This window comes from Streptomyces sp. NPDC023481 (assembly GCF_055560195.1).
In genome coordinates this window covers 21,388-42,974 of sequence record NZ_JBVHJE010000015.1, presented here as the reverse complement: position 1 = coordinate 42,974, position 21,587 = coordinate 21,388, and the positions used below count along the sequence as shown (strand labels likewise).

Annotated in this window: 22 protein-coding genes and 1 pseudogene; 17 read left to right on the top strand and 6 right to left on the bottom strand. The window is 72.6% G+C overall.

Features of this window, described 5'->3' with window-relative positions:
- Window positions 1-4: 4 nt before the first annotated feature.
- Window positions 5-850, top strand: coding sequence for a sulfurtransferase (locus ACZ3ZD_RS26535; RefSeq protein WP_467402093.1), 846 nt, complete (start codon window positions 5-7; stop codon window positions 848-850).
- Window positions 851-882: 32 nt separating this feature from the next.
- Window positions 883-1,170 (top strand): DUF1416 domain-containing protein, encoded by a 288-nt coding sequence (locus ACZ3ZD_RS26530; protein ID WP_004986406.1) that lies wholly within the window; start codon window positions 883-885, stop codon window positions 1,168-1,170.
- A gap of 224 nt (window positions 1,171-1,394) precedes the next feature.
- Here ACZ3ZD_RS26530 and ACZ3ZD_RS26525 read toward each other — a convergent pair whose 3' ends face one another.
- The 3 genes from ACZ3ZD_RS26525 to ACZ3ZD_RS26515 are packed head-to-tail and all read right to left on the bottom strand — an operon-like array spanning window position 1,395 to window position 3,810.
- A complete protein-coding gene (locus ACZ3ZD_RS26525) occupies window positions 1,395-2,666 on the bottom strand; it encodes a hypothetical protein (RefSeq protein WP_467402090.1) in 1,272 nt (423 codons plus the stop codon).
- Between the two features lie 3 nt (window positions 2,667-2,669).
- Complete coding sequence (locus ACZ3ZD_RS26520) at window positions 2,670-2,924, bottom strand: MoaD/ThiS family protein (protein WP_467402087.1); 255 nt, start codon at window positions 2,922-2,924, stop codon at window positions 2,670-2,672.
- 55 nt (window positions 2,925-2,979) lie between these two features.
- A complete protein-coding gene (locus ACZ3ZD_RS26515) occupies window positions 2,980-3,810 on the bottom strand; it encodes an alpha/beta hydrolase (protein ID WP_467402085.1) in 831 nt (276 codons plus the stop codon).
- A 178-nt stretch (window positions 3,811-3,988) separates the two neighbouring features.
- On the opposite strand from ACZ3ZD_RS26515, the gene ACZ3ZD_RS26510 reads away from it, so the two are divergent.
- The 7 genes and pseudogenes from ACZ3ZD_RS26510 to ACZ3ZD_RS26480 all read left to right on the top strand — a co-directional run.
- Window positions 3,989-4,789: a winged helix-turn-helix transcriptional regulator gene (locus tag ACZ3ZD_RS26510; RefSeq protein WP_467402082.1), complete on the top strand. Its 801-nt coding sequence runs from the start codon at window positions 3,989-3,991 to the stop codon at window positions 4,787-4,789.
- 106 nt (window positions 4,790-4,895) lie between these two features.
- The gene (locus tag ACZ3ZD_RS26505; protein WP_467402079.1) at window positions 4,896-5,918 is read left to right on the top strand and encodes a LacI family DNA-binding transcriptional regulator; all 1,023 of its coding nucleotides are present in this window, start codon (window positions 4,896-4,898) and stop codon (window positions 5,916-5,918) included.
- Window positions 5,919-6,035: 117 nt separating this feature from the next.
- Complete coding sequence (locus ACZ3ZD_RS26500) at window positions 6,036-7,031, top strand: S1C family serine protease (RefSeq protein ID WP_467402077.1); 996 nt, start codon at window positions 6,036-6,038, stop codon at window positions 7,029-7,031.
- Between the two features lie 24 nt (window positions 7,032-7,055).
- Window positions 7,056-7,277 carry a hypothetical protein gene (locus ACZ3ZD_RS26495; RefSeq protein WP_467402073.1) on the top strand — a complete coding sequence of 74 codons (222 nt, stop codon included), beginning with the start codon at window positions 7,056-7,058 and terminating at the stop codon, window positions 7,275-7,277.
- 102 nt (window positions 7,278-7,379) lie between these two features.
- Complete coding sequence (locus tag ACZ3ZD_RS26490; protein WP_467402071.1) at window positions 7,380-8,114, top strand: response regulator transcription factor; 735 nt, start codon at window positions 7,380-7,382, stop codon at window positions 8,112-8,114.
- Entirely contained in the window at window positions 8,111-9,580 is a 1,470-nt protein-coding gene (locus ACZ3ZD_RS26485; protein WP_467402069.1) for a HAMP domain-containing sensor histidine kinase, read from the top strand. The genes ACZ3ZD_RS26490 and ACZ3ZD_RS26485 overlap by 4 nt, the downstream gene beginning before the upstream one ends.
- A 190-nt stretch (window positions 9,581-9,770) precedes the next feature.
- Window positions 9,771-10,790 (top strand): annotated as a pseudogene (locus ACZ3ZD_RS26480) (pectinesterase family protein); the annotation flags it as partial.
- A gap of 55 nt (window positions 10,791-10,845) precedes the next feature.
- Here the strand turns inward: ACZ3ZD_RS26480 and ACZ3ZD_RS26475 are convergent.
- A complete protein-coding gene (locus ACZ3ZD_RS26475; RefSeq protein WP_467402065.1) occupies window positions 10,846-12,630 on the bottom strand; it encodes a bifunctional metallophosphatase/5'-nucleotidase in 1,785 nt (594 codons plus the stop codon).
- Window positions 12,631-12,811: 181 nt separating this feature from the next.
- Between ACZ3ZD_RS26475 and mshD the strand changes: the two genes are divergently transcribed.
- The 4 genes from mshD to ACZ3ZD_RS26455 all read left to right on the top strand — a co-directional run bounded on the left by mshD (window position 12,812) and on the right by ACZ3ZD_RS26455 (window position 17,954).
- A complete protein-coding gene (gene mshD / locus ACZ3ZD_RS26470) occupies window positions 12,812-13,738 on the top strand; it encodes a mycothiol synthase (protein ID WP_467402063.1) in 927 nt (308 codons plus the stop codon).
- A 340-nt stretch (window positions 13,739-14,078) separates the two neighbouring features.
- Entirely contained in the window at window positions 14,079-16,451 is a 2,373-nt protein-coding gene (locus tag ACZ3ZD_RS26465; RefSeq protein WP_467402060.1) for an RNA degradosome polyphosphate kinase, read from the top strand.
- Window positions 16,432-17,523 (top strand): CHAD domain-containing protein, encoded by a 1,092-nt coding sequence (locus ACZ3ZD_RS26460; protein WP_467402058.1) that lies wholly within the window; start codon window positions 16,432-16,434, stop codon window positions 17,521-17,523. Before ACZ3ZD_RS26465 ends, ACZ3ZD_RS26460 begins: the two co-directional genes overlap by 20 nt.
- Before the next feature lie 17 nt (window positions 17,524-17,540).
- Window positions 17,541-17,954, top strand: a complete 414-nt coding sequence (locus tag ACZ3ZD_RS26455) for an NUDIX hydrolase (protein WP_467402055.1) — start codon at window positions 17,541-17,543, stop codon at window positions 17,952-17,954.
- A gap of 25 nt (window positions 17,955-17,979) precedes the next feature.
- Here the strand turns inward: ACZ3ZD_RS26455 and ACZ3ZD_RS26450 are convergent, their stop codons facing one another.
- Complete coding sequence (locus ACZ3ZD_RS26450; RefSeq protein ID WP_467402052.1) at window positions 17,980-18,147, bottom strand: hypothetical protein; 168 nt, start codon at window positions 18,145-18,147, stop codon at window positions 17,980-17,982.
- 113 nt (window positions 18,148-18,260) lie between these two features.
- Between ACZ3ZD_RS26450 and ACZ3ZD_RS26445 the strand changes: the two genes are divergently transcribed.
- Both ACZ3ZD_RS26445 and ACZ3ZD_RS26440 read left to right on the top strand, forming a co-directional pair.
- Entirely contained in the window at window positions 18,261-19,121 is an 861-nt protein-coding gene (locus tag ACZ3ZD_RS26445) for an SCO4651 family lipoprotein (protein WP_467402049.1), read from the top strand.
- Window positions 19,122-19,238: 117 nt separating this feature from the next.
- Complete coding sequence (locus tag ACZ3ZD_RS26440; protein ID WP_199808307.1) at window positions 19,239-19,400, top strand: hypothetical protein; 162 nt, start codon at window positions 19,239-19,241, stop codon at window positions 19,398-19,400.
- Between the two features lie 36 nt (window positions 19,401-19,436).
- Here the strand turns inward: ACZ3ZD_RS26440 and ACZ3ZD_RS26435 are convergent, their stop codons facing one another.
- Window positions 19,437-19,742: a metal-sensitive transcriptional regulator gene (locus ACZ3ZD_RS26435; protein WP_467402047.1), complete on the bottom strand. Its 306-nt coding sequence runs from the start codon at window positions 19,740-19,742 to the stop codon at window positions 19,437-19,439.
- 218 nt (window positions 19,743-19,960) lie between these two features.
- Between ACZ3ZD_RS26435 and ACZ3ZD_RS26430 the strand changes: the two genes are divergently transcribed.
- Together ACZ3ZD_RS26430 and ACZ3ZD_RS26425 are read left to right on the top strand one after the other, a co-directional pair.
- Window positions 19,961-20,581 carry a DUF47 domain-containing protein gene (locus ACZ3ZD_RS26430; RefSeq protein WP_397942455.1) on the top strand — a complete coding sequence of 207 codons (621 nt, stop codon included), beginning with the start codon at window positions 19,961-19,963 and terminating at the stop codon, window positions 20,579-20,581.
- A 7-nt stretch (window positions 20,582-20,588) separates the two neighbouring features.
- Window positions 20,589-21,587, top strand: a complete 999-nt coding sequence (locus ACZ3ZD_RS26425) for an inorganic phosphate transporter (RefSeq protein ID WP_467402043.1) — start codon at window positions 20,589-20,591, stop codon at window positions 21,585-21,587.

The window sequence follows — 21,587 nt, the reverse complement described above, 5'->3', positions numbered from 1 at the left end:
CAGCATGAGCCGCAGCGACGTCCTGGTCGACGCCGACTGGCTCCAGGAGCACCTGGACGACCCGACCATCGCCATCGTCGAGGTGGACGAGGACACGTCCGCCTACGAGAAGAACCACATCCGGAACGCGATCCGCATCGACTGGACCAAGGACCTCCAGGACCCGGTCCGCCGGGACTTCGTCGACCAGGAGGGCTTCGAGAAGCTCCTGTCGGAGAAGGGCATCGCCAACGACCACACGGTGATCCTCTACGGCGGCAACAACAACTGGTTCGCGTCGTACGCCTACTGGTACTTCAAGCTGTACGGCCACGAGAGCGTCAAGCTCCTCGACGGCGGCCGCAAGAAGTGGGAGCTGGACGCCCGCGAGCTGGTCGCCGGCGACGAGGTGCCGGAGCGCCCGAAGACCGACTACACGGCCAAGCCGCAGGACACCTCGATCCGTGCCTTCCGCGACGACGTCGTCAAGGCCATCGGCTCGCAGAACCTGGTCGACGTCCGCTCCCCCGACGAGTTCTCCGGCAAGCTGCTCGCCCCGGCCCACCTGCCGCAGGAGCAGTCCCAGCGCCCGGGCCACGTGCCCTCCGCGCGGAACATCCCGTGGTCGAAGAACGCCAACGACGACGGCACCTTCAAGTCGGATGACGAGCTGAAGGAGCTGTACGCCGAGGAGAACGTCGACCTCGCCAAGGACACGATCGCCTACTGCCGCATCGGTGAGCGCTCGGCCCTGACCTGGTTCGTGCTGCACGAGCTGCTCGGCGTGGAGAACGTCAGGAACTACGACGGCTCCTGGACCGAGTACGGCTCCCTCGTCGGCGTGCCGATCGAGCTCGGCGCCAACAAGTAAGTCCCGACCGACCCTTCCTGGAGGAGTTGCACATGTGCGGAGCGAAGGCCGGTGGCCCCGACGCCTCGACGATCAAGCCCGGTGAGACCACGATCCAGGGCCAGGTGACCCGCGACGGCGAGCCGGTGACGGGCTACGTCCGTCTGCTCGACTCGACCGGCGAGTTCACCGCGGAGGTCCCCACCTCCGCGACCGGCCAGTTCCGCTTCTACGCGGCCGAGGGCACGTGGACGGTACGCGCGCTGGTCCCCGGCGGTACCGCCGACCGCACGGTCGTCGCGCAGCAGGGCGGCCTGGCCGAGGTCGCCATCGCGGTCTGAGCGAGGCCTCGACGCGGGCCCGCCGACGCGGGTTCTGCGACGCGGGCTCCGTGACGGCTGAGGGCCGCATCCCCTGGGTTGGACGCCAGTGGGGGTGCGGCCCTTCGGCTTGCCCCGCGCGGGCCCCTTCGGCACCGCGTCCGTACGGCCGCCGGGGCGATCGCCGCGAGCGGCGAAGCCACGCGGAGAACGGCGACGGGTCCCCGCGGTGGTCGGCGGACCGCTCAGCCCAGTGCCCGCCCCAACACCCACACCACCGGTGCCGCCGCCGACAGGGGGAGTGCCACGCCCGCCGTGAAGTGGACGAAGCGGGAGGGGTAGTCGTAAGCGGCGACCCGGTGGCCGATCAGGGCGCAGGCGCCCGCCGCGGCGCCGAGCAGGGCGCCCTGGGTGCCGAAGTCGGTCACGTTGCCCGCCGCGATGCCCGCGCCCGCCGCCGCCAGCAGGGCGACGACGACCGAGGCCGGGGTGGGCAGGGGCAGGGCGCGGGCCAGGACGGCGACCGCCACCGCTGCCGCGCCCACCGAGACGGCGTGCGGGCCGGCGGCCAGGTAGCCCGTGGCCAGGACCGCGAGCGCCGCCGAGGTGACCGTGGCCATCAGGCCGTACATCCGCTCGTCCGGCGAGGCGTGGGAGCGCAGTTGCAGGACGAGGGAGAGCAGGACCCACAGGCCGAGCGGGCCGAGGATGGCGACCAGGGCGTGGTCGCGGCCGGCCGCGAGGACCGCCACGTCGGCCGTCAGCGCGCCCGCGAAGGCCAGCGCGATGCCCTGCCGGGCGGGCCACATGCCGTTCAGCCGGAACCAGCCCGCGGCCGTCACCGCCTGGAGCAGCACCAGCGGGACGACGAGGGCGTACGAGGCGAGGGGGGCCGTCACGGCCAGCAGCAGGCCCAGGACGGCCGTGAGCAGCGCCGGCTGCATGCCGGGCTCGATGATCGGGGAACGGCCCTCCAGGCGAGCCCGCTGGGCGTCGGTGACACGCGCGTTGCCGGCGAGGGTGGCGGGGCCGTAGGAGGGGCCGCCCTCGCCGCCCTCCCCGTCCTCCACCGGTTCGGCGGCGGGGGTGGGAACGGCAGCGGGGGTGGCAGCGGGCGCGGGGGCCGGCGGGTGCGGTTCCGCGTAGGGGGCCGCCGCGTACTGCCGGTACGGCTCCTCGTACGACTGGTGCGGCTGCTGCTGCGGCTGCTCGTACTGCGGGTACGGCTGCTGATGCGGCTGCTCGTACGGCTGGTTCGGCCGCTGGTGCGGCTGCTCGTACGACTGGTTCGGCCGCTCGTAGCGCTGGTACAGCGGGTATCCCTGCTGCTGCCCCGGCAGGTACGGCGGCTCCGCCCGCACCGGTGCGTGCGTCTGCGTCTCCCAGGTCTGGCCCTGCCACTGCTGGGTCGGCTCCGGGTCGTGGCCGGGCTGCCCGGGGTGCGGGTCCTGGGCGGGCCACTGCTGCTGGTAGGGGTCGTAGCCCTCGTAGGGGCCGCCCTGGTAGTGGTCGGTCATCGCTCACCCTCCTGCGAACGGCGGGAGCACCTCGACCGTGCCGCCCTCGGCCAGCCGTACCGTCTCATGTGCGCGGGTCCCGACCGGATCGCCGTCGACGAGGAACGAGCAGCGCAGGAGCACGCGCGTCAGCTCACCCGGATGCAGCGCGCGCACGGCGGCCAGCGCGTCGGCCAGCGTGTCCGCCTCGTGCGGCTCCTCGGCGACCCCGGCCGCGGCCTTGGCGGCGGCCCAGTAGCGCACCGTGACCTTGGGCATCTCGATCCTCAATCGACGGCAGACAACAAAAACGTCAAAGACAGTGTGAGGCAGGCTAGCCCGCCGCCGACACCGCCCACCGACCGATCCGGGCCATCAGGGCGTCGTCGGCCGCGTGCTCGGCGTGCCCCATGCCCGGTTCGACCCAGAGTTCCGCGTGGCCGCCGGCCGCCTCGGCGAGCATCCGGGGGTGGTCGAGCGGGAAGTAGCCGTCGCGGTCGCCGTGCACGACGAGCAGCGGCGTCGGGGCGATCCGGGGGACGGCCTGCACCGGGGAGAGCGGGACGGGGTCCCAGTCGCGGTGGTGGATGCGGGTGCGCAGGCCGTAGCGGCCGACCAGGCGGCCCTCGGGGCGGGTGACCAGCCAGTGCAGCCGGCGCATGGGGGCCGTGCCCCGGTAGTACCAGCGGGCGGGCGCGCTGACCGAGACGACGGCGTCCGTGCCGCCGTGGAGCGCCGCGTGCCGCAGGACCACCGAACCGCCCATGGAGAAGCCGACGGTGACCACGCGCGGGTGCCCGAGGCGGCGGGCCCATGCGACGGCGGCGGCCAGGTCCAGCACCTCCTTGTCGCCGACCGTGGAGCGGCCGCCGGAGCGTCCGTGGCCGCGGAAGGAGAAGGTGACGACCGCGCCCCGGCCGCGCAGGACGGCCGCCACCCGGCGCACGTGCGGGCGGTCCACGTCCCCGGTGAAGCCGTGCGCGACCACGAACACCAGGTCGGGAGCAGCGCGTGTGTCGTATACGGCGGGCCCGGGATCGTATACGGAATCGATCGCGATTCCGTCGGCTGTGCGCAGGAACGTCCGCATAGGACCCCGTCTGGCCGTCTCGTCATGCGGACGAACGGTGGAACGTGCCGCATGACCCGCCGAACCGTTGCTCATGTGGGCTATTCTGCTGGGCAGAGGACTCGGGCAGCGTAGCCCCCGGGTCCTTTTGTGCTTTCGGAAGCGTTGTATACGAAGCGGGAAGCCTCTGGTGACCGCGGTGTACGGGCCTTCGGGATCGCAGGGCAGTACCCGTCCGCACAGTCCTCGCAGGGACCGAGGAGGAACCAGACGTATGAGTTCTCTGCTGCTCCTGACCAACGCCCTCCAGCCGTCGACGGAGGTGCTCCCGGCACTCGGCCTGCTCCTGCACAACGTGCGGGTGGCCCCGGCGGAGGGGCCCGCCCTGGTCGACACGCCGGGCGCCGACGTCATCCTCATCGACGGCCGTCGCGACCTGCCGCAGGTCCGCAGCCTGTGCCAGCTGCTGCGCTCCACCGGCCCCGGCTGTCCGCTGCTCCTCGTCGTCACCGAGGGCGGCCTCGCCGCCGTCACCGCCGACTGGGGCGTGGACGACGTCCTGCTGGACACCGCCGGCCCCGCGGAGGTCGAGGCGCGGCTGCGGCTCGCCATGGGCCGCCAGCAGATCGTCAACGACGACTCGCCGATGGAGATCCGCAACGGCGACCTCTCCGTGGACGAGGCGACGTACAGCGCGAAGCTCAAGGGACGGGTCCTGGACCTGACCTTCAAGGAGTTCGAGCTGCTCAAATACCTCGCCCAGCACCCGGGCCGGGTCTTCACCCGCGCCCAGCTGCTCCAGGAGGTGTGGGGGTACGACTACTTCGGCGGCACCCGCACGGTCGACGTGCACGTACGACGGCTGCGCGCCAAGCTCGGCCCGGAGCACGAGTCGCTGATCGGCACCGTCCGGAACGTCGGTTATCGATTCGTGACGCCCGAGAAGCCCGACCGCTCCGCCGAGAAGGCCGACCGCTCCGCCGAGGCGGCCGGTGCCACGGCGGGCCGGGCAAAGCCGGAGGATGCGGACGCGACCGCCGTCCTGGACGGTGTCGAGGTGCACGCCGAGGCGTGACCGGCCCGGCCGACGCGCAGGCGGCGCCCGGACAAGGCGTCGTCCGCGCGCGGCCGCCATGTGATACGCCCTGCCCGGAGCGGATCAATCCGCGTAGACTCCGCGCGTGGCGAAGGTGACTCGGGATGACGTGGCACGGCTGGCTGGAACCTCCACCGCCGTCGTCAGTTATGTCATCAACAACGGACCCCGGCCGGTCGCCCCGGCCACGCGCGAGCGTGTCCTCGCGGCGATCAAGGAGCTGGGGTACCGGCCCGACCGGGTCGCCCAGGCGATGGCCTCCCGGCGCACCGACCTCATAGGCCTCATCATCCCCGACGCCCGGCAGCCCTTCTTCGGCGAGATGGCGCACGCGGTCGAACAGGCCGCCTCCGAGCGCGGGAAGATGGTCCTGGTCGGCAACACCGACTACATCGGCGAGCGCGAGGTCCACTATCTGCGCGCCTTCCTCGGCATGCGCGTCTCGGGCCTGATCCTCGTCTCCCACGCCCTGAACGACCTCGCCGCCGCCGAGATCGACGCCTGGGACGCCCGGGTGGTGCTGCTGCACGAGCGTCCGGAGGCCATCGACGACGTCGCCGTGGTGACGGACGACCTCGGCGGCGCCCAGCTCGCCGTGCGCCACCTGCTGGAGCACGGCCACGCGTACGTGGCCTGTCTGGGCGGTACGGCCGAGACTCCGGCCGTCGGCGACCCGGTCTCCGACCACGTCGAGGGCTGGAGGCGGGCCATGGCCGAGGCGGGCCTGTCCACCGAGGGCCGGCTGTTCGAGGCGCCGTACAACCGGTACGACGCCTACCGCGTGGCCCTGGAGGTGCTGTCCGGCCCCAGCCGGCCGCCCGCGATCTTCTGCTCCACCGACGACCAGGCCATCGGCGTGCTGCGGGCCGCGCGCGAGCTGCGCATCGACGTGCCCGGGCAGCTCGCGGTGGCCGGGTTCGACGACATCAAGGAGGCCGCGCTCGCCGACCCGCCGCTGACCACGGTCGCCTCCGACCGCTCGGCGATGGCCCGGGCGGCGGTCGACCTGGTGCTGGACGACGGGCTGCGGGTCGCCGGGTCCCGGCGCGAGCGGCTGAAGACGTTCCCGTCCCGGCTGGTGGTGCGCACCAGCTGCGGCTGCACCTGACCCGCCGGCCCGAGGCGCGCCCCGGCGGGCGCGCCTTTATATCGGGCAAACGAGGTTCTGCCGGGCTTCTCAGGGAGCACTCAGGAAGCTCTCATGGTCGCGGGGGACTCTCTACTCATGACCGAGAGCCAGGGCACCTACGAGCAGCCGTACTCCTCCTCCGCCCCCGTGCACCCCGAGTGGCCGCCCCCGCCGCCGTACCGGCCGGTCACCGAGCCCGCTCCGCACGAGCCGCACCGCAAGAAGCGGACCCGGGGCCCGGTGGGCCTGCTCGCGGCGGTCGCGATCGTCGCGGCGGCGGTCGGCGGCGGCACCGCCTACGCCTTCCAGGAGCTGACCGGCAAGGGCACGGTCGCCACCGCCGGCAGCAGCACCACCGTGGTGCCGTCGAGCAAGCGGGGCGACGTCGCGGCCATCGCCGCCGCCGTCAGCCCCAGCGTGGTCGAGATCAACGCGACCCTCTCGGACGGCTCCTCCACCGGCTCCGGCGTGATCATCACGTCGGGCGGCGAGATCGTCACCAACAACCACGTCGTCTCCGGCGCCTCCGCCATCAAGGTGCGCACCAGCGACGGCAAGAGCTACACCGCCGACGTCGTCGGCACCGACAGCTCCAAGGACCTGGCGCTGATCAGGCTGCGGGGCGCCTCCGGCCTGAAGCCGGCCGCGCTCGGCGACTCCAGCGGTGTGCAGGTCGGGGACACGGTCGTCGCGATCGGCTCCCCGGAGGGCCTGACCGGCACGGTCACCAGCGGCATCGTCTCCGCCCTCGACCGGGACGTCACCGTCTCCACCGACGAGAACCAGGGCCAGGGCCAGGGCGGCGGCGGACAGTGGCCGTTCCAGTTCGGCGGCCGCGAGTTCAACGGCGACACCGGCTCGTCCACCACCACCTACAAGGCCATCCAGACCGACGCGTCCCTCAACCCCGGCAACTCCGGCGGCGCGCTGATCGACGCCGGCGGTCATGTCATCGGCATCAACTCCGCGATGTACGCCGGGTCACAGGCCTCCTCGTCCTCGGACGCGGGCAGCATCGGCCTCGGCTTCGCGATCCCCGTCGACACCGTCAAGTCCGACCTCGCCAAACTGCGGGCGGGCTCCGGAAGTTAGCAGTACGAGTGCAAGGAGCAGGTCATGATCAAGCACGTTCCCCACCGGTTCGCCGAACGTGGTCCGGCCGGCCTCACCCTGGCCCTGTCCATCGTGTCCGAACTGCACGTACCCGTTCCCGCCCCCCGCGTCCCCGAGGTGGCGACCGTGACGCCGGTGCCCCAGCTGATGGGCCTGCGCACCTCCGCCGCCCGCCCGCACCGCCGCAAGGTCCCGCTGCGGCGCCTGACCACGGTCGCCGCCTGAACACGGCCGACGCCGGCCGGCGGACGTGTCCCCGGCCCCCGGGCATGGGAGGCTGAGGGACACCGACCACCCCGTCCACCGCACCCCGAGGAACCGCCAGCGATGAGTCCCACCGAAGGCGACCGCGACCCCCAGCGCATCCTGATCGTCGACGACGAGCCGGCCGTACGCGAGGCCCTCCAGCGCAGCCTCGCCTTCGAGGGGTACGACACCGAGGTCGCCGTCGACGGCGCGGACGCCCTGGAGAAGGCCACGGCCTACCAGCCCGACCTGGTCGTGCTGGACATCCAGATGCCGCGCATGGACGGCCTGACGGCGGCCCGCCGCATCCGCGGTGCGGGCAGCACCACCCCGATACTGATGCTCACCGCCCGCGACACGGTCGGCGACCGGGTCACCGGCCTGGACGCGGGAGCGGACGACTACCTCGTCAAGCCCTTCGAACTGGACGAGCTGTTCGCCCGCATCCGGGCCCTGCTGCGCCGCAGTTCGTACGCGGTGGCGGTGTCCGCCGAGGCCCAGGACGACGAGGCGCTCACCTTCGGGGACCTGCGCATGGACCTGGCGACCCGGGAGGTCACGCGGGGCGGGCGGCCGGTCGAGCTGACCCGCACCGAGTTCACCCTGCTGGAGATGTTCATGGCCCACCCGCGCCAGGTGCTCACCCGCGAGCAGATCCTGAAGGCCGTGTGGGGCTTCGACTTCGAGCCGTCCTCCAACTCGCTCGACGTGTACGTGATGTACCTGCGCCGCAAGACCGAGGCCGGCGGGGAGCCGCGCCTGGTGCACACCGTGCGCGGGGTGGGCTACGTCCTGCGGCAGGGCGGCGCCGAGTGAACCCGCTGACCCGCCGGTACCGGGCGCTGCCGCTGCGGGCACGGCTGGCCATGCTGGTGGCCGCGGCGGTGGCGTTCGCGGTGGCGGCGGTCTCGGTGACGTGCTGGTTCATCGTGGAGCGCAAGCTGTACGACCAGCTCGACCAGGACCTCCAGAAGTCCCTGCGGAACAGCACGCAGGCGGACCAGTTGCAGTTCACCCTGGACCACTGCACGGACACACCGCCGGCGAACGGCTTCTTCCGCGACCGGTACTCGCAGTTGGTCACGGAGGACGGCAAGGTCTGCCTCTTCGGTGGCGCCTCCGGGAAGATCCGGGTGTTCCAGGCCGACAGGTCGGAGATCAAGGAGCTCGCCCCGAACACGCTGTACTTCCGCAACGGGACGGACGACGAGGGCAACGTGCTGCGGGTGCTCACCAAGCCCATCGGTCCCACGGCGACCGTGACGGGCGGGCGGGGGCCCAATGTCGGCGTGCTCGTCGCGCTCCCGCTGAGGACCACCCAGAAGACCCTCAACGACCTCGCCCTGATCCTGCTCCTGGTGTCCGCCGTCGGGGTGGTCGGCGCGGGGGCCGCGGGCCTCGCGGTCGCCCGGGCCGGGCTGCGGCCCGTGGACAAGCTGACCGAGGCCGTGGAGCACGTGGCCCGCACCGAGGACCTGGCCGTCCGCATCCCGGTCGAGGACTTCAGCGAGGACGAGGTGGCGCGGCTGTCGCGGTCGTTCAACTCGATGACCGCGTCGCTGGCCAGCTCCCGTGACCTCCAGCAGCAGCTGATCGCGGACGCCGGCCATGAACTGCGTACGCCGCTGACCTCGCTGCGGACGAACATCGAACTACTCACCCGCAGCGAGGAGACCGGTCGGCCGATCCCGGCGGAGGACCGCAAGGCGCTGCTGTCCTCGGTGAAGGCGCAGATGACCGAGCTGGCCGCGCTGATCGGCGACCTCCAGGAGCTGTCCCGCTCGGAGGGGGAGCGCGGTGAGCGGGTCCAGGTGATCTCCCTGCAGGACACCGTCGAGGCGGCCCTGCGGCGGGCGCGGCTGCGCGGTCCGGAGCTGTCGATCACCGCGGACCTGGAGCCGTGGTTCGTCCGGGCGGAGCCGTCCGCGCTGGAGCGGGCGGTCGTCAACATCCTCGACAACGCGGTGAAGTTCAGCCCCGACGGCGGCACGGTCGAGGTGCGGCTGAGCGACGGTGTGCTGACGGTACGCGACCACGGGCCCGGCATCGCCGAGGACGAACTCCCGCACGTCTTCGACCGCTTCTGGCGCTCCCCCAGCGCCCGCGCCCTGCCGGGCTCCGGCCTCGGCCTCTCCATCGTGGCCCGCACGATCCAGCAGGCCGGCGGCACGGTGGAACTCACCCGCGCGACGGACACCGGCACGGTGGCGACGGTCCGCCTCCCAGGAGCCCCGACACCCCCGCCGGAAACCCCGGGACCGACGGAACCGACGTCCGGCTGAGGCGGGCGGGGGCGGCAACCTTTCCTCTGTTCGTGGCGACCTGCGGGCGTACCTCTTCCGCAGACCGACTGGAGTTGCCATGAATGGCCTTGTTCCGCGTGGTTCCCGTGCCCGGCATCGCAGGAGGCGGGCCGTGTTCGCGGTGGGGTTGCCGCTGGTGCTGGTCGCCGGTGGCGGCCTCGGGTACGGCCTGCTCGGGCCCGGTGCCCAGTCGCGGGCCTCGGCCGCCACCGCCGTACCGGCCCGGGCCGCGGCCACCCTCACCGTCGCCAAGGACGGCTCCGGCCAGTACACGACCGTGCAGGCCGCCGTGAACGCCGTACCCGCGGACAACCCCTCCCGGGTCGTCATCGCCGTGAAGCCCGGCACGTACCGGGAGACGGTGAAGGTCCCGGCGAACAAGCCGCACGTCACCCTCCAGGGCACCGGCTCCAGCCGCAGGGACACGGTGATCGTCTACGACAACGCGGCCGGCACGAAGAAGCCCGACGGTTCGGGCACCTACGGCACCGGCGGCAGCGCCACCGTCGCCGTGGAGGCCGACGACTTCCAGGCCCGCAACCTGAGCATCTCCAACGACTTCGACGAGGGCGCCCACCGGGACATCGCCGCCCAGCAGGCGGTGGCCCTGCGCACGGCCGCCGACAGGGTGTTCCTCGACGGGATCATCGTCAGCGGCGACCAGGACACGCTGCTCCTGGACACCGCCGCCAAGGAGCGGCTCGGCCGGGTCTACATGACCGGCTCCTACGTCACCGGGAACGTCGACTTCGTCTTCGGGCGGGCCACCGCCGTCCTCGACAAGTCGGTCATCACCCTGAAGAAGCGCTGGGACGGCAGCTCCGCCGGCTTCGTCACGGCCCCCAGCACCGCGGCCGGCCGCAAGGGCATCCTGATCGCCAACTCGTCGGTGACCGGCGCCGTCTCCGACCGCAGCTTCTTCCTGGGCCGGCCCTGGCACGCCGGCGGCGACGCCACCCTCGACCCGCAGACCACCGTCCGCAACACCAGCCTGAGCGCCGCGATCAAGCCGGCCCCCTGGACCGACATGAGCGGCTTCTCCTGGAAGGACGACCGGTTCGCCGAGTACCGGAACACCGGCGCGGGCGCCGGTGCCGCGAGCACCGACCGCCCCCAGCTGACCGACGCCCAGGCCGCGGACCAGGAGGTCGCCGACTGGCTGGGCGGCTGGAAGCCCACCGCCTCCTGAGGCGCTCCCCGGGTACGACCCGCCGGCCACGCCGTACCCGGGGCCCCTTCGCGCGCTACCGCACGACCGTGATCCGGTCGGTCTTCGGCGGCGCGATCGGCGACGCGGCCGACGAGTGCGCCGTCAGGTACCTCTCCAGGGCGGTCAGGTCGTCCGTGCCGACCAGGTCGCCCGTGCCCTGGCCGAGGGTCGGGAAGCCGTCCCCGCCGCCCGCGAGGAAGCTGTTGGTGGCGACCCGGTAGGTGGCCGCGAGGTCGATCGGGGCGCCGTTCAGGCGGATCGAGTCGGTGACCACGCGGTCCGCGCCGGACCTGGTGAGGTCCAGCGTGTAGGTGAGCCCGGCGGACGGCTGGAGGATCTTCGGGGCCGCCGCGTTGGCGCCGCTCACCTGCTCCCTGAGCACCTGCACCAGCTGCGCGCCGGTGAAGTCCTGGAGGTTCACGGTGTTGGCGAACGGCTGCACCGTGAAGCCCTCGGCGTAGGTGACCACGCCGTCGCCCTCGGCGCCCTGGGCCGCGTAGGTGAGGCCCGCGCGGACCCCGCCGGGGTTCATCAGGGCCAGGCTGGTCCGCGGATCGAGTTCGCGGCCGTAGGCGAGCTGCGCGTCGGCGATGAGGTCGCCCATCGGGGACTCGGTGCCGGTGTTGCCGATGTCGGCGGAGATGTAGCCGATGGCGCGGTCGCCGATCGGGGCGGCCAGGGTGTGCCAGCGCGCGATCAGGTCGGTCATGTCCGGCGCCCTGGGGACGTCCCGGGTGACCACGTGGTTCGCGGACCTCACCGCCGTGCGCGCGATGTCGCCGGTGCGGCGGTCGTACGTCAGCGTGGTGTCGGTGTACAGGCGGCCGAAGGACGCGGCCGAGGTGACCATGCGGGGGCGGCCCGAGGGGTCGGGGACCGTGCAGACGTACGCCTGGTGGGTGTGGCCGGTGACCAGGGCGTCCACCGCCGGGGTCACGTTCCTGGCGATGTCCACGATCGGGCCGGAGATGCCGCTGCCGGCGCCCGGGGAGTCGCAGTCGTAGTTGTAGGAGCCGGAGGCCGGGTAGCCGCCCTCGTGGATCAGGGCCACGATCGACTGCACGCCCTGGCGCTGGAGCACCTTGGCGTACTTGTTGATGGTCTCGGCCTCGCCCTTGAAGCTCAGGCCCTTGACGCCGTCGGCGGAGACGATGTCCGGGGTGCCCTTGAGCGTGACCCCGATGAAGCCGATCCGGACGTCCTTCTTCCTCCAGATCCAGTACGGCTTCAGGATCGGCCTGCCGGTCCTGTCGTCCAGGACGTTCGCGGCCAGGTACGGGAAGTCGGCGCCCTTGAACCTCTTGCCGGTGTAGCAGCCGTCCGTCGGGTGGCAGCCGCCGTTCTGCAGGCGGCCCAGTTCCCTCGCGCCCTCGTCGAACTCGTGGTTGCCGACCGAGGTGACGTCCAGGTCCAGCTTGTTCAGCGCCTCGATGGTGGGCTCGTCGTGGAACAGGCCGGACAGCAGCGGGGAGGCGCCGACCATGTCGCCCGCGGCGGCGGTGATCGAGTACGGGTGGCCCTCGCGGGCCCGGCGCAGATGGGTGGCGAGGTACTCGGCCCCGCCCGCGTCGATCGTCTTCGTCGTGCCGCCCGGCTGGAGTTCGGTGACCCGGCCGGAGGAGCCGGACGGGGGCTCCAGGTTGCCGTGCAGGTCGTTGAAGGAGAGCAGCTGGACGTCCTGGTAGCGGCCCGGCCGGTGGTGGGCCTCGTGCGCGCCCGCCGGGAGCGCGGCGGTCAGCGCGGCGGCGGTGGCGAGAACGGCCACGCTCGCGAGGAGGGCGTGGGTACGACGTCTGGTGCGCCGGGGCGCGGCTGGCATGGGACCCTCCTGTGGGTCGGCTGTGCTGGCTCGGCGCAGCCTAGGGTCAACGCGCGTAGCGCGACAGGGGGTTCGGGGTCACATCCTGGTTTCCCTCCGCCGGCCCTCCGGTGTTCCCGCGCCGGTCGCCGGGGGCCGGTGTGCCGGGACTTCGCCCCGGCCGCCCCGTACTCTCGTACGCATGAGCAGCGACGACACCGTACGGGGCTTTCCGGCCCGTTCCATCGAGACCACCTCGGCGCTCACCCCGGACCGGGCCGAGGCCGTCCTGAGCCTGATCGGCGAGGCCGCCGGGGTCGACGGGCAGCAGCCGGTGTCCGAGCAGGGCCGGCTGCAGCTGCGCGGCGGGGCCCGCGAGGGCGTCTCGCACCTGCTGCTGTCCGTCGACGGCGAACTCGTGGGCTACGCCCAGCTGGAGGACACCGACCCGGTGGAGGCGCCCGCCGCCGAGCTGGTCGTGCACCCCGGGCACCGTGGGCACGGGCACGGGCGGGCGCTCGGCGCGGCCCTGCTCGCCGCCTCCGGCAAGCGGCTGCGGGTGTGGGCGCACGGCGGGCACCCGGCCGCCCGGCACCTCGCCCAGGTGCTCGGTCTCACCCTCTTCCGCGAACTGCGCCAGATGCGGCGCTCGTTGGCCGACCTGGAGCTGCCCGAGCCGGTGCTGCCGGAGGGTGTGACGGTACGTACGTTCGTGCCCGGCAAGGACGACGCGGCCTGGCTCGCGGTGAACGCCGCCGCCTTCGCCCACCACCCCGAGCAGGGCTCGCTGACCCAGCGCGACCTGGACGACCGCAAGGCCGAGCCGTGGTTCGACCCGGCCGGGTTCTTCCTCGCCGAGCGGCGCGGGGAACTGATCGGCTTCCACTGGACCAAGGTGCACGCCGAGGAGGGGCTCGGCGAGGTGTACGTCCTCGGGGTGCGCCCGGGCGAGCAGGGCGGCGGCCTCGGCAAGGCGCTCACCACGGTCGGCCTGCGCCACCTGGCCGCCCAGCAGCTGCCGGCCGCGATGCTGTACGTCGACGCCGACAACACGGCGGCGGTGTCGGTCTACGCGCGCCTGGGCTTCACCGTCCACGAGACGGACCTGATGTACCGCACCGAAACCTGACATCCGCGCCCGCGCCGCCCTCCTGGCCCCGCGGCTGGCTCCGCGCGAGCCGTGGCGGCCGCTGCGGGGCCCGCTGACCGGATTCCGGCCGCCGCACCTGGCCGCCACCGGCATGGTCCCGCCGTCACCGCGGCCGCCACCGCCGCGGCGTACCCGGGCCTGCGCCGCCGCGCCCGCCGAGGGCCCGCACCCGCGCCGGTCCGGTACGTCCCGCCACGGGCGCGCGGACGTACCGGACCGGCGTCTTTCCGGCCGGGAGACCCCGTGGGGCCGCTCCCCGCTATCCCGCACGTCATGTCGCCGTAACCATTGATTCAGCCGGGCTTGCGACGCTCGGCCAATGAAGCCCGCCGTGCCAGAGCCTTCGCCGCCCCCCGAGGGGCCCGCGGGGAACGGGGCCGTGACGCTCCCGCCCGCACGATCCGACGCGCCTGTGTCGCCCGTCGCGCGGAAGAATGGGTTCATGAGGCAGCGAGACACCCAGGCAGATGTCCAGGCAGACGTCCAGCACCCCCAGCCCTCCGTGGGCTCCCTCGCCGCGCACCGCCAGCGCGCCGTGGCCGCCGCCGTATCCGACCTGGAACCCGACATCGACGCGGATCTCGACGCGTACGAGGAGGCCCAGGCCGACGGCGCCCCCTTGCCCCAGGGCCGCTTCCTCGACCGGGAACGCAGCTGGCTGGCCTTCAACGAGCGCGTCCTGGAACTCGCCGAGGACCCCGACACACCGCTGCTGGAGCGCGCGAACTTCCTCGCGATCTTCGCCAGCAACCTGGACGAGTTCTTCATGGTCCGCGTCGCCGGCCTGAAGCGCCGCATCGCCACCGGCGTGGCCACCCGCTCCGCCTCCGGGCTCCAGCCGCGCGAGGTGCTGGAGATGATCTGGGCCCGCTCCCGCGAGCTGATGGCCCGGCACGCCGCCTGCTACCACGAGGACGTCGCCCCCGCCCTCGCCGACGAGGGCATCCACCTGGTCCGGTGGTCGGAGCTGACCGACAAGGAGCAGGCCCGCCTCTTCACCCTGTTCCGGCACCAGATCTTCCCGGTCCTCACCCCGCTGGCCGTCGACCCCGCGCACCCCTTCCCGTACATCTCCGGCCTGTCCCTGAACCTGGCCGTCGTCGTACGGAACCCGGTCAGCGGCCACAAGCACTTCGCGCGCGTGAAGGTGCCGCCGCTGCTGACCCGCTTCCTGGAGGCCTCCCCGGGCCGCTACGTCCCCATCGAGGACGTCATCGCGGCCCCCAACCACCTCGAAGAGCTGTTCCCGGGCATGGAGATCCTGGAGCACCACGCCTTCCGGATCACCCGCAACGAGGACCTCGAGGTCGAGGAGGACGACGCCGAGAACCTCCTCCAGGCCCTGGAGAAGGAGCTCATGCGGCGCCGCTTCGGCCCGCCCGTGCGCCTGGAGGTCGAGGAGTCCATCGACCGCGAGGTGCTGGACCTGCTGGTCCGCGAGCTGAAGATCTCCGAGGCCGAGGTCTACCCGCTGCCCGGCCCGCTCGACCTCACCGGCCTCTTCCGCATCCACGGCCTCGACCGGCCGGAGCTGAAGTACCCGAAGTTCGTCGCCGGCACCCACCGCGACCTCGCCGAGGTCGAGTCGGCCTCCCCGCCCGACATCTTCGCGGCCCTGCGCGCCCGGGACGTCCTCCTGCACCACCCGTACGACAGCTTCTCCACCTCCGTGCAGGCCTTCCTGGAGCAGGCGGCGGCCGACCCGGACGTCCTCGCCATCAAGCAGACCCTGTACCGCACCTCCGGCGACTCCCCCATAGTCGACGCGCTCATCGACGCCGCCGAGTCCGGCAAGCAGGTCCTCGTCCTGGTCGAGATCAAGGCCCGCTTCGACGAGCACGCCAACATCAAGTGGGCGCGCAAGCTGGAGGAGTCCGGCTGTCACGTCGTCTACGGCCTGGTCGGCCTGAAGACGCACTGCAAGCTGTCCCTGGTGGTCCGCCAGGAGGGCGAGACCCTGCGCCGCTACAGCCACGTCGGCACCGGCAACTACCACCCGAAGACGGCCCGGCTGTACGAGGACCTCGGCCTGCTCACCGCCGACCCGCAGGTCGGCGCGGACCTCTCCGACCTGTTCAACCGGCTGTCCGGCTACTCGCGCCGCGAGACCTACCGCCGCCTGCTGGTCGCCCCCAAGTCCCTGCGCGACGGCCTGGTCGCGCGGATCGACAAGGAGATCCAGCACCACCGCGCGGGCCGCCCGGCCTTCGTCCGCATCAAGGTCAACTCGATGGTGGACGAGGCGGTCGTCGACGCGCTCTACCGGGCCTCCCAGGCGGGCGTGCCCGTCGACATCTGGGTGCGCGGCATCTGCGCCGTCCGCCCCGGGGTCGCGGGCCTGTCGGAGAACATCCGGGTCCGCTCCATACTCGGCCGCTTCCTCGAACACTCCCGGGTCTTCGCCTTCGGCAACGGCGGCGAACCCGAGGTGTGGATCGGCAGCGCCGACATGATGCACCGCAACCTCGACCGCCGGATCGAGGCCCTGGTCCGGGTCGTCGACCCCGGGCACCGCGCGGCCCTCAACCGGCTGCTGGACACCGGCATGTCCGACAGCACCGCGTCCTGGCACCTCGGGCCGGACGGCGAGTGGACACGGCACGCGACCGACACGGACGGCCAGCCCCTGCGCAACGTCCAGGAGATGCTCATAGACGCCCGGAGGCGCCGGCGTGGCACAGCAACACCTTGACCCGACGGACCCCACGGCCCGGGCGGTGACCGGTGACGCCCTCGCGGGCTATCTGCGCGCCCAGGCCACGGAGTTCCTCCGCGCGCTGCGCCTGCACCGGGAGGGCGGCGCGGAGGGGCCCGTCGACGCGGCCCGGGCGCTGCGCCGCTCCGCCCGCCGCATCAGCGGCAGCCTGCACACCTTCCGCCCCCTGCTCGACCCCGACTGGTCCGAGGAGATCCGCCCGGAGCTGGCCTGGCTTTCGGGCACGCTGGGACTGGAGCACGCGTACGAGGCGCGGCTGGAACGGCTGCTGCTGGCGCTGCACCGGCTGTCGGGCGTGGCGGTCTTCCCGGAACAGGCGGTCGTGGCCGCGGGCCGCCGTGCCGCCAGCGCGGCGCCCGTCCCGGGGAAGGCGGCACCGGGCCCCGGCGGTGGCCCGGCCGGGGCGACGGTGACGACGGAACGGGGCACCCTCACGGTGGGCGCGGCGAAGGCGGGCGCCCTGCTGGAGCGCCAGCTCACCCTGGCCCGGACGCGCGCCCACTCCACGGCCCTCCAGGCCCTCGGCTCCGCCCGCTTCCACGCCGTGGCCGACAAGGTCGCCGTACTCGCCAGCGAGGTCGCGCTGACGCCCGCCGCCCCCTCGACCGAGCTGCGCCCGCTGGCCGCCGCGGCCGAGGAACGGCTCACGGACGCCGTCGCCGCGCTCCCCCTGGTCACCGCCGGCCACCCCTACAACGCGGAGGCGCTCGTCCACGGCCTGTCCCCGGACCCGGCCCCGCACCCCCAGGACGGCCCCTGGCACCAGGTCCGGCTGCTGCTGCGGCTGCACCGGTACGCCCGCGAGGTGCTGCTCGGCGCCCACGCCCCGGCGGACGTCCGGCTGCTGACGGCGGGCCAGGCGCTGAACCGGCACCGGGACGCCTCGGAGGCGGCCGCGGCGGCGGCGCAGGCGGCCCGCACGCCCCGGATCACCCCGGCGACGGCCTACGCGCTCGGCGTGCTCCACGCCGACCAGCGGCACGAGGTGGAGGCGGCCCGGTTCGCCTTCCAGCAGGCGTGGCAGAAGCAGACCGTCAACGCTCCCTGAACCCGTGAGGAGGCGCTGTGGACGACACCGTGGTCCAGGCGGCCGGCTGTGTGCTGTGGCGCCGTTCGCCGGTCTCCGGCGACCTGGAGATCTGTCTGGTGCACCGGCCCAAGTACGACGACTGGTCCCACCCCAAGGGCAAGCTCGAACGGGGTGAGGACCCGGTCGCCGGCGCCCTGCGCGAGGTCGCGGAGGAGACCGGCTACACCGCCGACCCGGGCCCCGAGCTGCCCACCGTCCACTACTCGACGGGCGGCCGCCCGAAACGGGTGCGCTACTGGTCGGCGGAGGCGGTTTCCGGCCACTTCACTCCCAACCACGAGGTCGACCGCGTCCTGTGGCTCCCGCCATCCGACGCCCGGTCCCACCTCACCCAGCCCGCGGACGCCGACCTGGTACCGGCCCTGCTCCAGGCCCTGGGACACCGGTAACGCCTGCCGGGTCCGGCTGGTCCGGCTACCCGTCGCCCTCCCGGTGCCGGTCCGCGTCCGTGCGGGCCTGGCTGCGGGCCCGGCGGGCGGGGCCCTGCCAGCCGCAGGTGCAGCGGGCCACGCAGAAGCGGCCCCGTTCACTCGTCGTCGTGAGGTGTTCCCGCCCGTCCTCCGGCTTCGCGGTGAGTGCCACACGGACAACGTTACCCAGCCCGCCCCGCGGCGCGTGACGGCGCCCACCACCCGTCGTTAACCGGACAACAGGGGGGCCGTGACGGAGCACACCGGCTTGGGGGTAGGCAGGCGATGGATCGGCGGCAGCGCAGGTGCACGGGCAGGACGGTCGTCGCGGTGGGCATCCTCCTCGGCCTCGGGGCGGGCGCCACGGGCTGTTCCGGCAGCGGGGCCGCCGCCGAGGACGTCAAGGGCGTGGGAGACCCCGTCACCACCCTGCACCGGGCCGCCGACGCGCTGCGCGAGGCGGGCAGCTCCAAGGCCACCACCTCGATGGAGATGGCCACCGGCGGCACCCGGGTCACCATCCGCGGCAAGGGGGTCTACGACTACCGGCACCGCCTCGGCCGGCTCACCGTGCTGCTCCCCGAGGACCCCACCGGCGCCGCCGAACACCGGCCCATCACCGAACTCCTCGCCCCGGGCGCCCTGTTCATGAAGAACCGGGGTGCGGGCGTGCCCGCCGACAAGTGGGTGCGGGTGGAGACGGCGACGCTGTCCGACGGCAACCTGGTCACCGGCGGCGCGACCGACCCGTACGCGGCGGCCGAGGTGCTGCGCGGCACCCGGCACGCCGTCTACGTCGGCCGGACCGAGGTCGCCGGCACGGCGGTACGGCACTACCGGGGCACCGCCGACCTCGCCCGCGCGGCCCGGTACGCCGCCGCCGGCGACGGCGCGGCCCTGGCCGCGGCGGCGAAAGGGTTCGCCACGGCCGAGGTCCCGTTCGACGTCTACCTGGACGACCAGGGCCGCATCCGCAAGCTGCGGCAGCGCTTCAGCTTCGTCAACGGCCGCGAGAAGACCTCCGTGGCGGTCGCCTCGACGCTGCTGCTGTACGCCTTCGGCGCCCCGGCCGACGTACGGCTGCCGCCCGCCGCGGACATCTACGCGGGGCGGATCGCCGAGGAGGACAGCGGCGGCGGGGCCTGAAACCGGCCAGTCACTAGTCCGGGACGCCACCCCGTAAGTAGCCCGTCCGTGCCATGCGCGGTGTGTAGGGCGCTGCCTACTCTAGGGAGCGGTGACGGCAGAGAAGAGGTGAGGCGGGTGGCTCCGGTCGGCGGCACGGCGGTTCAGGACCACGTGGCCCTCGCCGAGATCGAGCTGTGCGGGGAGCTGATCATCGCGGCCTCGGCCGCCGAGGACCGGCTCAGCCTGGAGAGCATCGACGCGGTACTGCGCGTGGCCGAAGAGCGAAATCCGGACTGAGCGCCGGCACCGGGCACCGAGGGGGGCGGGGACGGCTCAGCTGCGCAGCAGCCGGCCGATGGCCTTCGTGGCCTCCTCCACCTTCGCGTCGATCTCGTCGCCGCCCCTGAGGGCCGCGTCCGCGACGCAGTGCCGCAGGTGCTCCTCCAGCAGTTGCAGCGCGAAGGACTGCAGGGCCTTGGTGGAGGCGGAGACCTGCGTGAGTATGTCGATGCAGTACGTGTCCTCCTCCACCATCCGCTGCAGGCCGCGGATCTGCCCCTCGATCCGGCGCAGCCGCTTGAGGTGCTCGTCCTTCTGCTTGTGGTAGCCGTGCGTGGCGCCGGCCTCGGTCGTCGTCATCGCGGGCCTCCGTCTGGGGACGAGCTACGGGCACAGAACGGGATACATACCCCTGGAGGGTATATCGTACCGAATTTTCCGGGGTAGAGGCCCCTTCGCCCGCCCCCGTGCCGACCACTGTGCCCGATGGGCGACACTGGGATGCGGCCCGATAGCCGTGGCCGGATGATGCGCCTAGCATCAGCCTGACCGAAACCGAAGCACCCCGAGGACCCCACGTGCGCTTTCGTCTGACCCCCAGGGAGACGAGCTTCTACGACATGTTCGCCGCGTCCGCGGACAACATCGTCACCGGCTCGAAACTCCTGATGGAACTGCTCGGGGCGGACTCCTCCGCCCGGGCCGAGATCGCAGAGCGTATGCGGGCCGCGGAACACGCAGGTGACGACGCCACGCACGCGATCTTCCACCAGCTGAACTCCTCGTTCATCACGCCGTTCGACCGCGAGGACATCTACACCCTCGCCGGCTCCCTGGACGACATCATGGACTTCATGGAGGAGGCCGTCGACCTGGTCGTCCTCTACAACGTCGAGGAGCTGCCGAAGGGCGTCGAGCAGCAGATCGAGGTCCTGGCCCGGGCGGCCGAGCTGACCGCGGAGGCCATGCCGAACCTGCGCACCATGGCCAACCTGACCGAGTACTGGATCGAGGTCAACCGGCTGGAGAACCAGGCCGACCAGATCCACCGCAAGCTGCTCGCCCACCTCTTCAACGGCAAGTACGACGCGATCGAGGTGCTGAAGCTCAAGCAGATCGTGGACGTCCTGGAAGAGGCGGCCGACGCTTTCGAGCACGTGGCGAACACGGTGGAGACCATCGCCGTCAAGGAGTCCTGAGGCGTCGATGGACACCTTCGCCCTGATCGCGACCATCGCGGTCGCGCTCTTCTTCACGTACACGAACGGTTTCCACGACTCGGCGAACGCGATCGCGACGTCGGTGTCGACGCGGGCGCTGACCCCGCGGGCGGCCCTCGCCATGGCCGCCGTGATGAACCTCGCCGGTGCCTTCCTGGGCTCCGGCGTCGCCAAGACGGTCAGCGAGGGCCTCATCGAGACGCCCAAGGGCTCGACCGGCATGGGGATCCTGTTCGCGGCCCTGGTGGGCGCGATCGTCTGGAACCTGGTCACCTGGTACTTCGGCCTGCCGTCCTCCTCCTCGCACGCCCTGTTCGGCGGCATGGTGGGCGCGGCGCTGGCGGGCGGTACGAACGTGATCTGGCACGGGGTCGTCGACAAGGTCGTCATCCCGATGTTCGTCTCGCCGGTGGTGGGCCTGATCGTCGGCTACCTGGTCATGACGGCGATCCTGTGGCTGTTCCGCCGGTCCAACCCGCACAAGGCCAAGCGCGGCTTCCGGATCGCCCAGACCGTCTCCGCGGCCGGCATGGCGCTGGGCCACGGCCTCCAGGACGCCCAGAAGACGATGGGTGTCGTGGTGCTGGCCCTGGTCATCTCCGGCCACGAGACGTTCGGCGACCCGATCCCGGTCTGGGTCAAGATCGTCTGCGCGGTGATGCTGTCCCTGGGCACCTACGCCGGCGGCTGGCGGATCATGCGCACCCTGGGCCGCAAGATCATCGAGCTGGACCCGCCGCAGGGATTCGCGGCGGAGGCGACCGGCGCGTCGATCATGTTCACCACGGCGTTCCTCTTCAAGGCGCCCATCTCCACGACCCACGTCATCACCTCGGCGATCATGGGCGTCGGCGCCACCAAGCGCGTCAACGCCGTCCGCTGGGGCGTGGCCAAGAACATCGTCATGGGCTGGTTCATCACCATGCCGGCGGCGGCCCTGGTGGCCGCCGCGGCCTTCGGAGTGGTCAAGCTGGTGGCGCTGTAG

Bases quoted from the DNA above. Each gene is read 5' to 3' on its own strand.
- ACZ3ZD_RS26475 (WP_467402065.1), bottom strand. From the start codon at position 12,630: ATGCCAGCCGCGCCCCGGCGCACCAGACGTCGTACCCACGCCCTCCTC.
- ACZ3ZD_RS26520 (WP_467402087.1), bottom strand. From the start codon at position 2,924: ATGCCCAAGGTCACGGTGCGCTACTGGGCCGCCGCCAAGGCCGCGGCC.
- ACZ3ZD_RS26490 (WP_467402071.1), top strand. From the start codon at position 7,380: ATGAGTCCCACCGAAGGCGACCGCGACCCCCAGCGCATCCTGATCGTC.
- ACZ3ZD_RS26510 (WP_467402082.1), top strand. From the start codon at position 3,989: ATGAGTTCTCTGCTGCTCCTGACCAACGCCCTCCAGCCGTCGACGGAG.
- ACZ3ZD_RS26445 (WP_467402049.1), top strand. From the start codon at position 18,261: ATGGATCGGCGGCAGCGCAGGTGCACGGGCAGGACGGTCGTCGCGGTG.
- ACZ3ZD_RS26535 (WP_467402093.1), top strand. From the start codon at position 5: ATGAGCCGCAGCGACGTCCTGGTCGACGCCGACTGGCTCCAGGAGCAC.
- ACZ3ZD_RS26425 (WP_467402043.1), top strand. From the start codon at position 20,589: ATGGACACCTTCGCCCTGATCGCGACCATCGCGGTCGCGCTCTTCTTC.
- ACZ3ZD_RS26500 (WP_467402077.1), top strand. From the start codon at position 6,036: ATGACCGAGAGCCAGGGCACCTACGAGCAGCCGTACTCCTCCTCCGCC.
- ACZ3ZD_RS26515 (WP_467402085.1), bottom strand. From the start codon at position 3,810: ATGAGCAACGGTTCGGCGGGTCATGCGGCACGTTCCACCGTTCGTCCG.
- mshD (WP_467402063.1), top strand. From the start codon at position 12,812: ATGAGCAGCGACGACACCGTACGGGGCTTTCCGGCCCGTTCCATCGAG.
- ACZ3ZD_RS26530 (WP_004986406.1), top strand. From the start codon at position 883: ATGTGCGGAGCGAAGGCCGGTGGCCCCGACGCCTCGACGATCAAGCCC.
- ACZ3ZD_RS26525 (WP_467402090.1), bottom strand. From the start codon at position 2,666: ATGACCGACCACTACCAGGGCGGCCCCTACGAGGGCTACGACCCCTAC.
- ACZ3ZD_RS26465 (WP_467402060.1), top strand. From the start codon at position 14,079: ATGAAGCCCGCCGTGCCAGAGCCTTCGCCGCCCCCCGAGGGGCCCGCG.
- ACZ3ZD_RS26435 (WP_467402047.1), bottom strand. From the start codon at position 19,742: ATGACGACGACCGAGGCCGGCGCCACGCACGGCTACCACAAGCAGAAG.
- ACZ3ZD_RS26495 (WP_467402073.1), top strand. From the start codon at position 7,056: ATGATCAAGCACGTTCCCCACCGGTTCGCCGAACGTGGTCCGGCCGGC.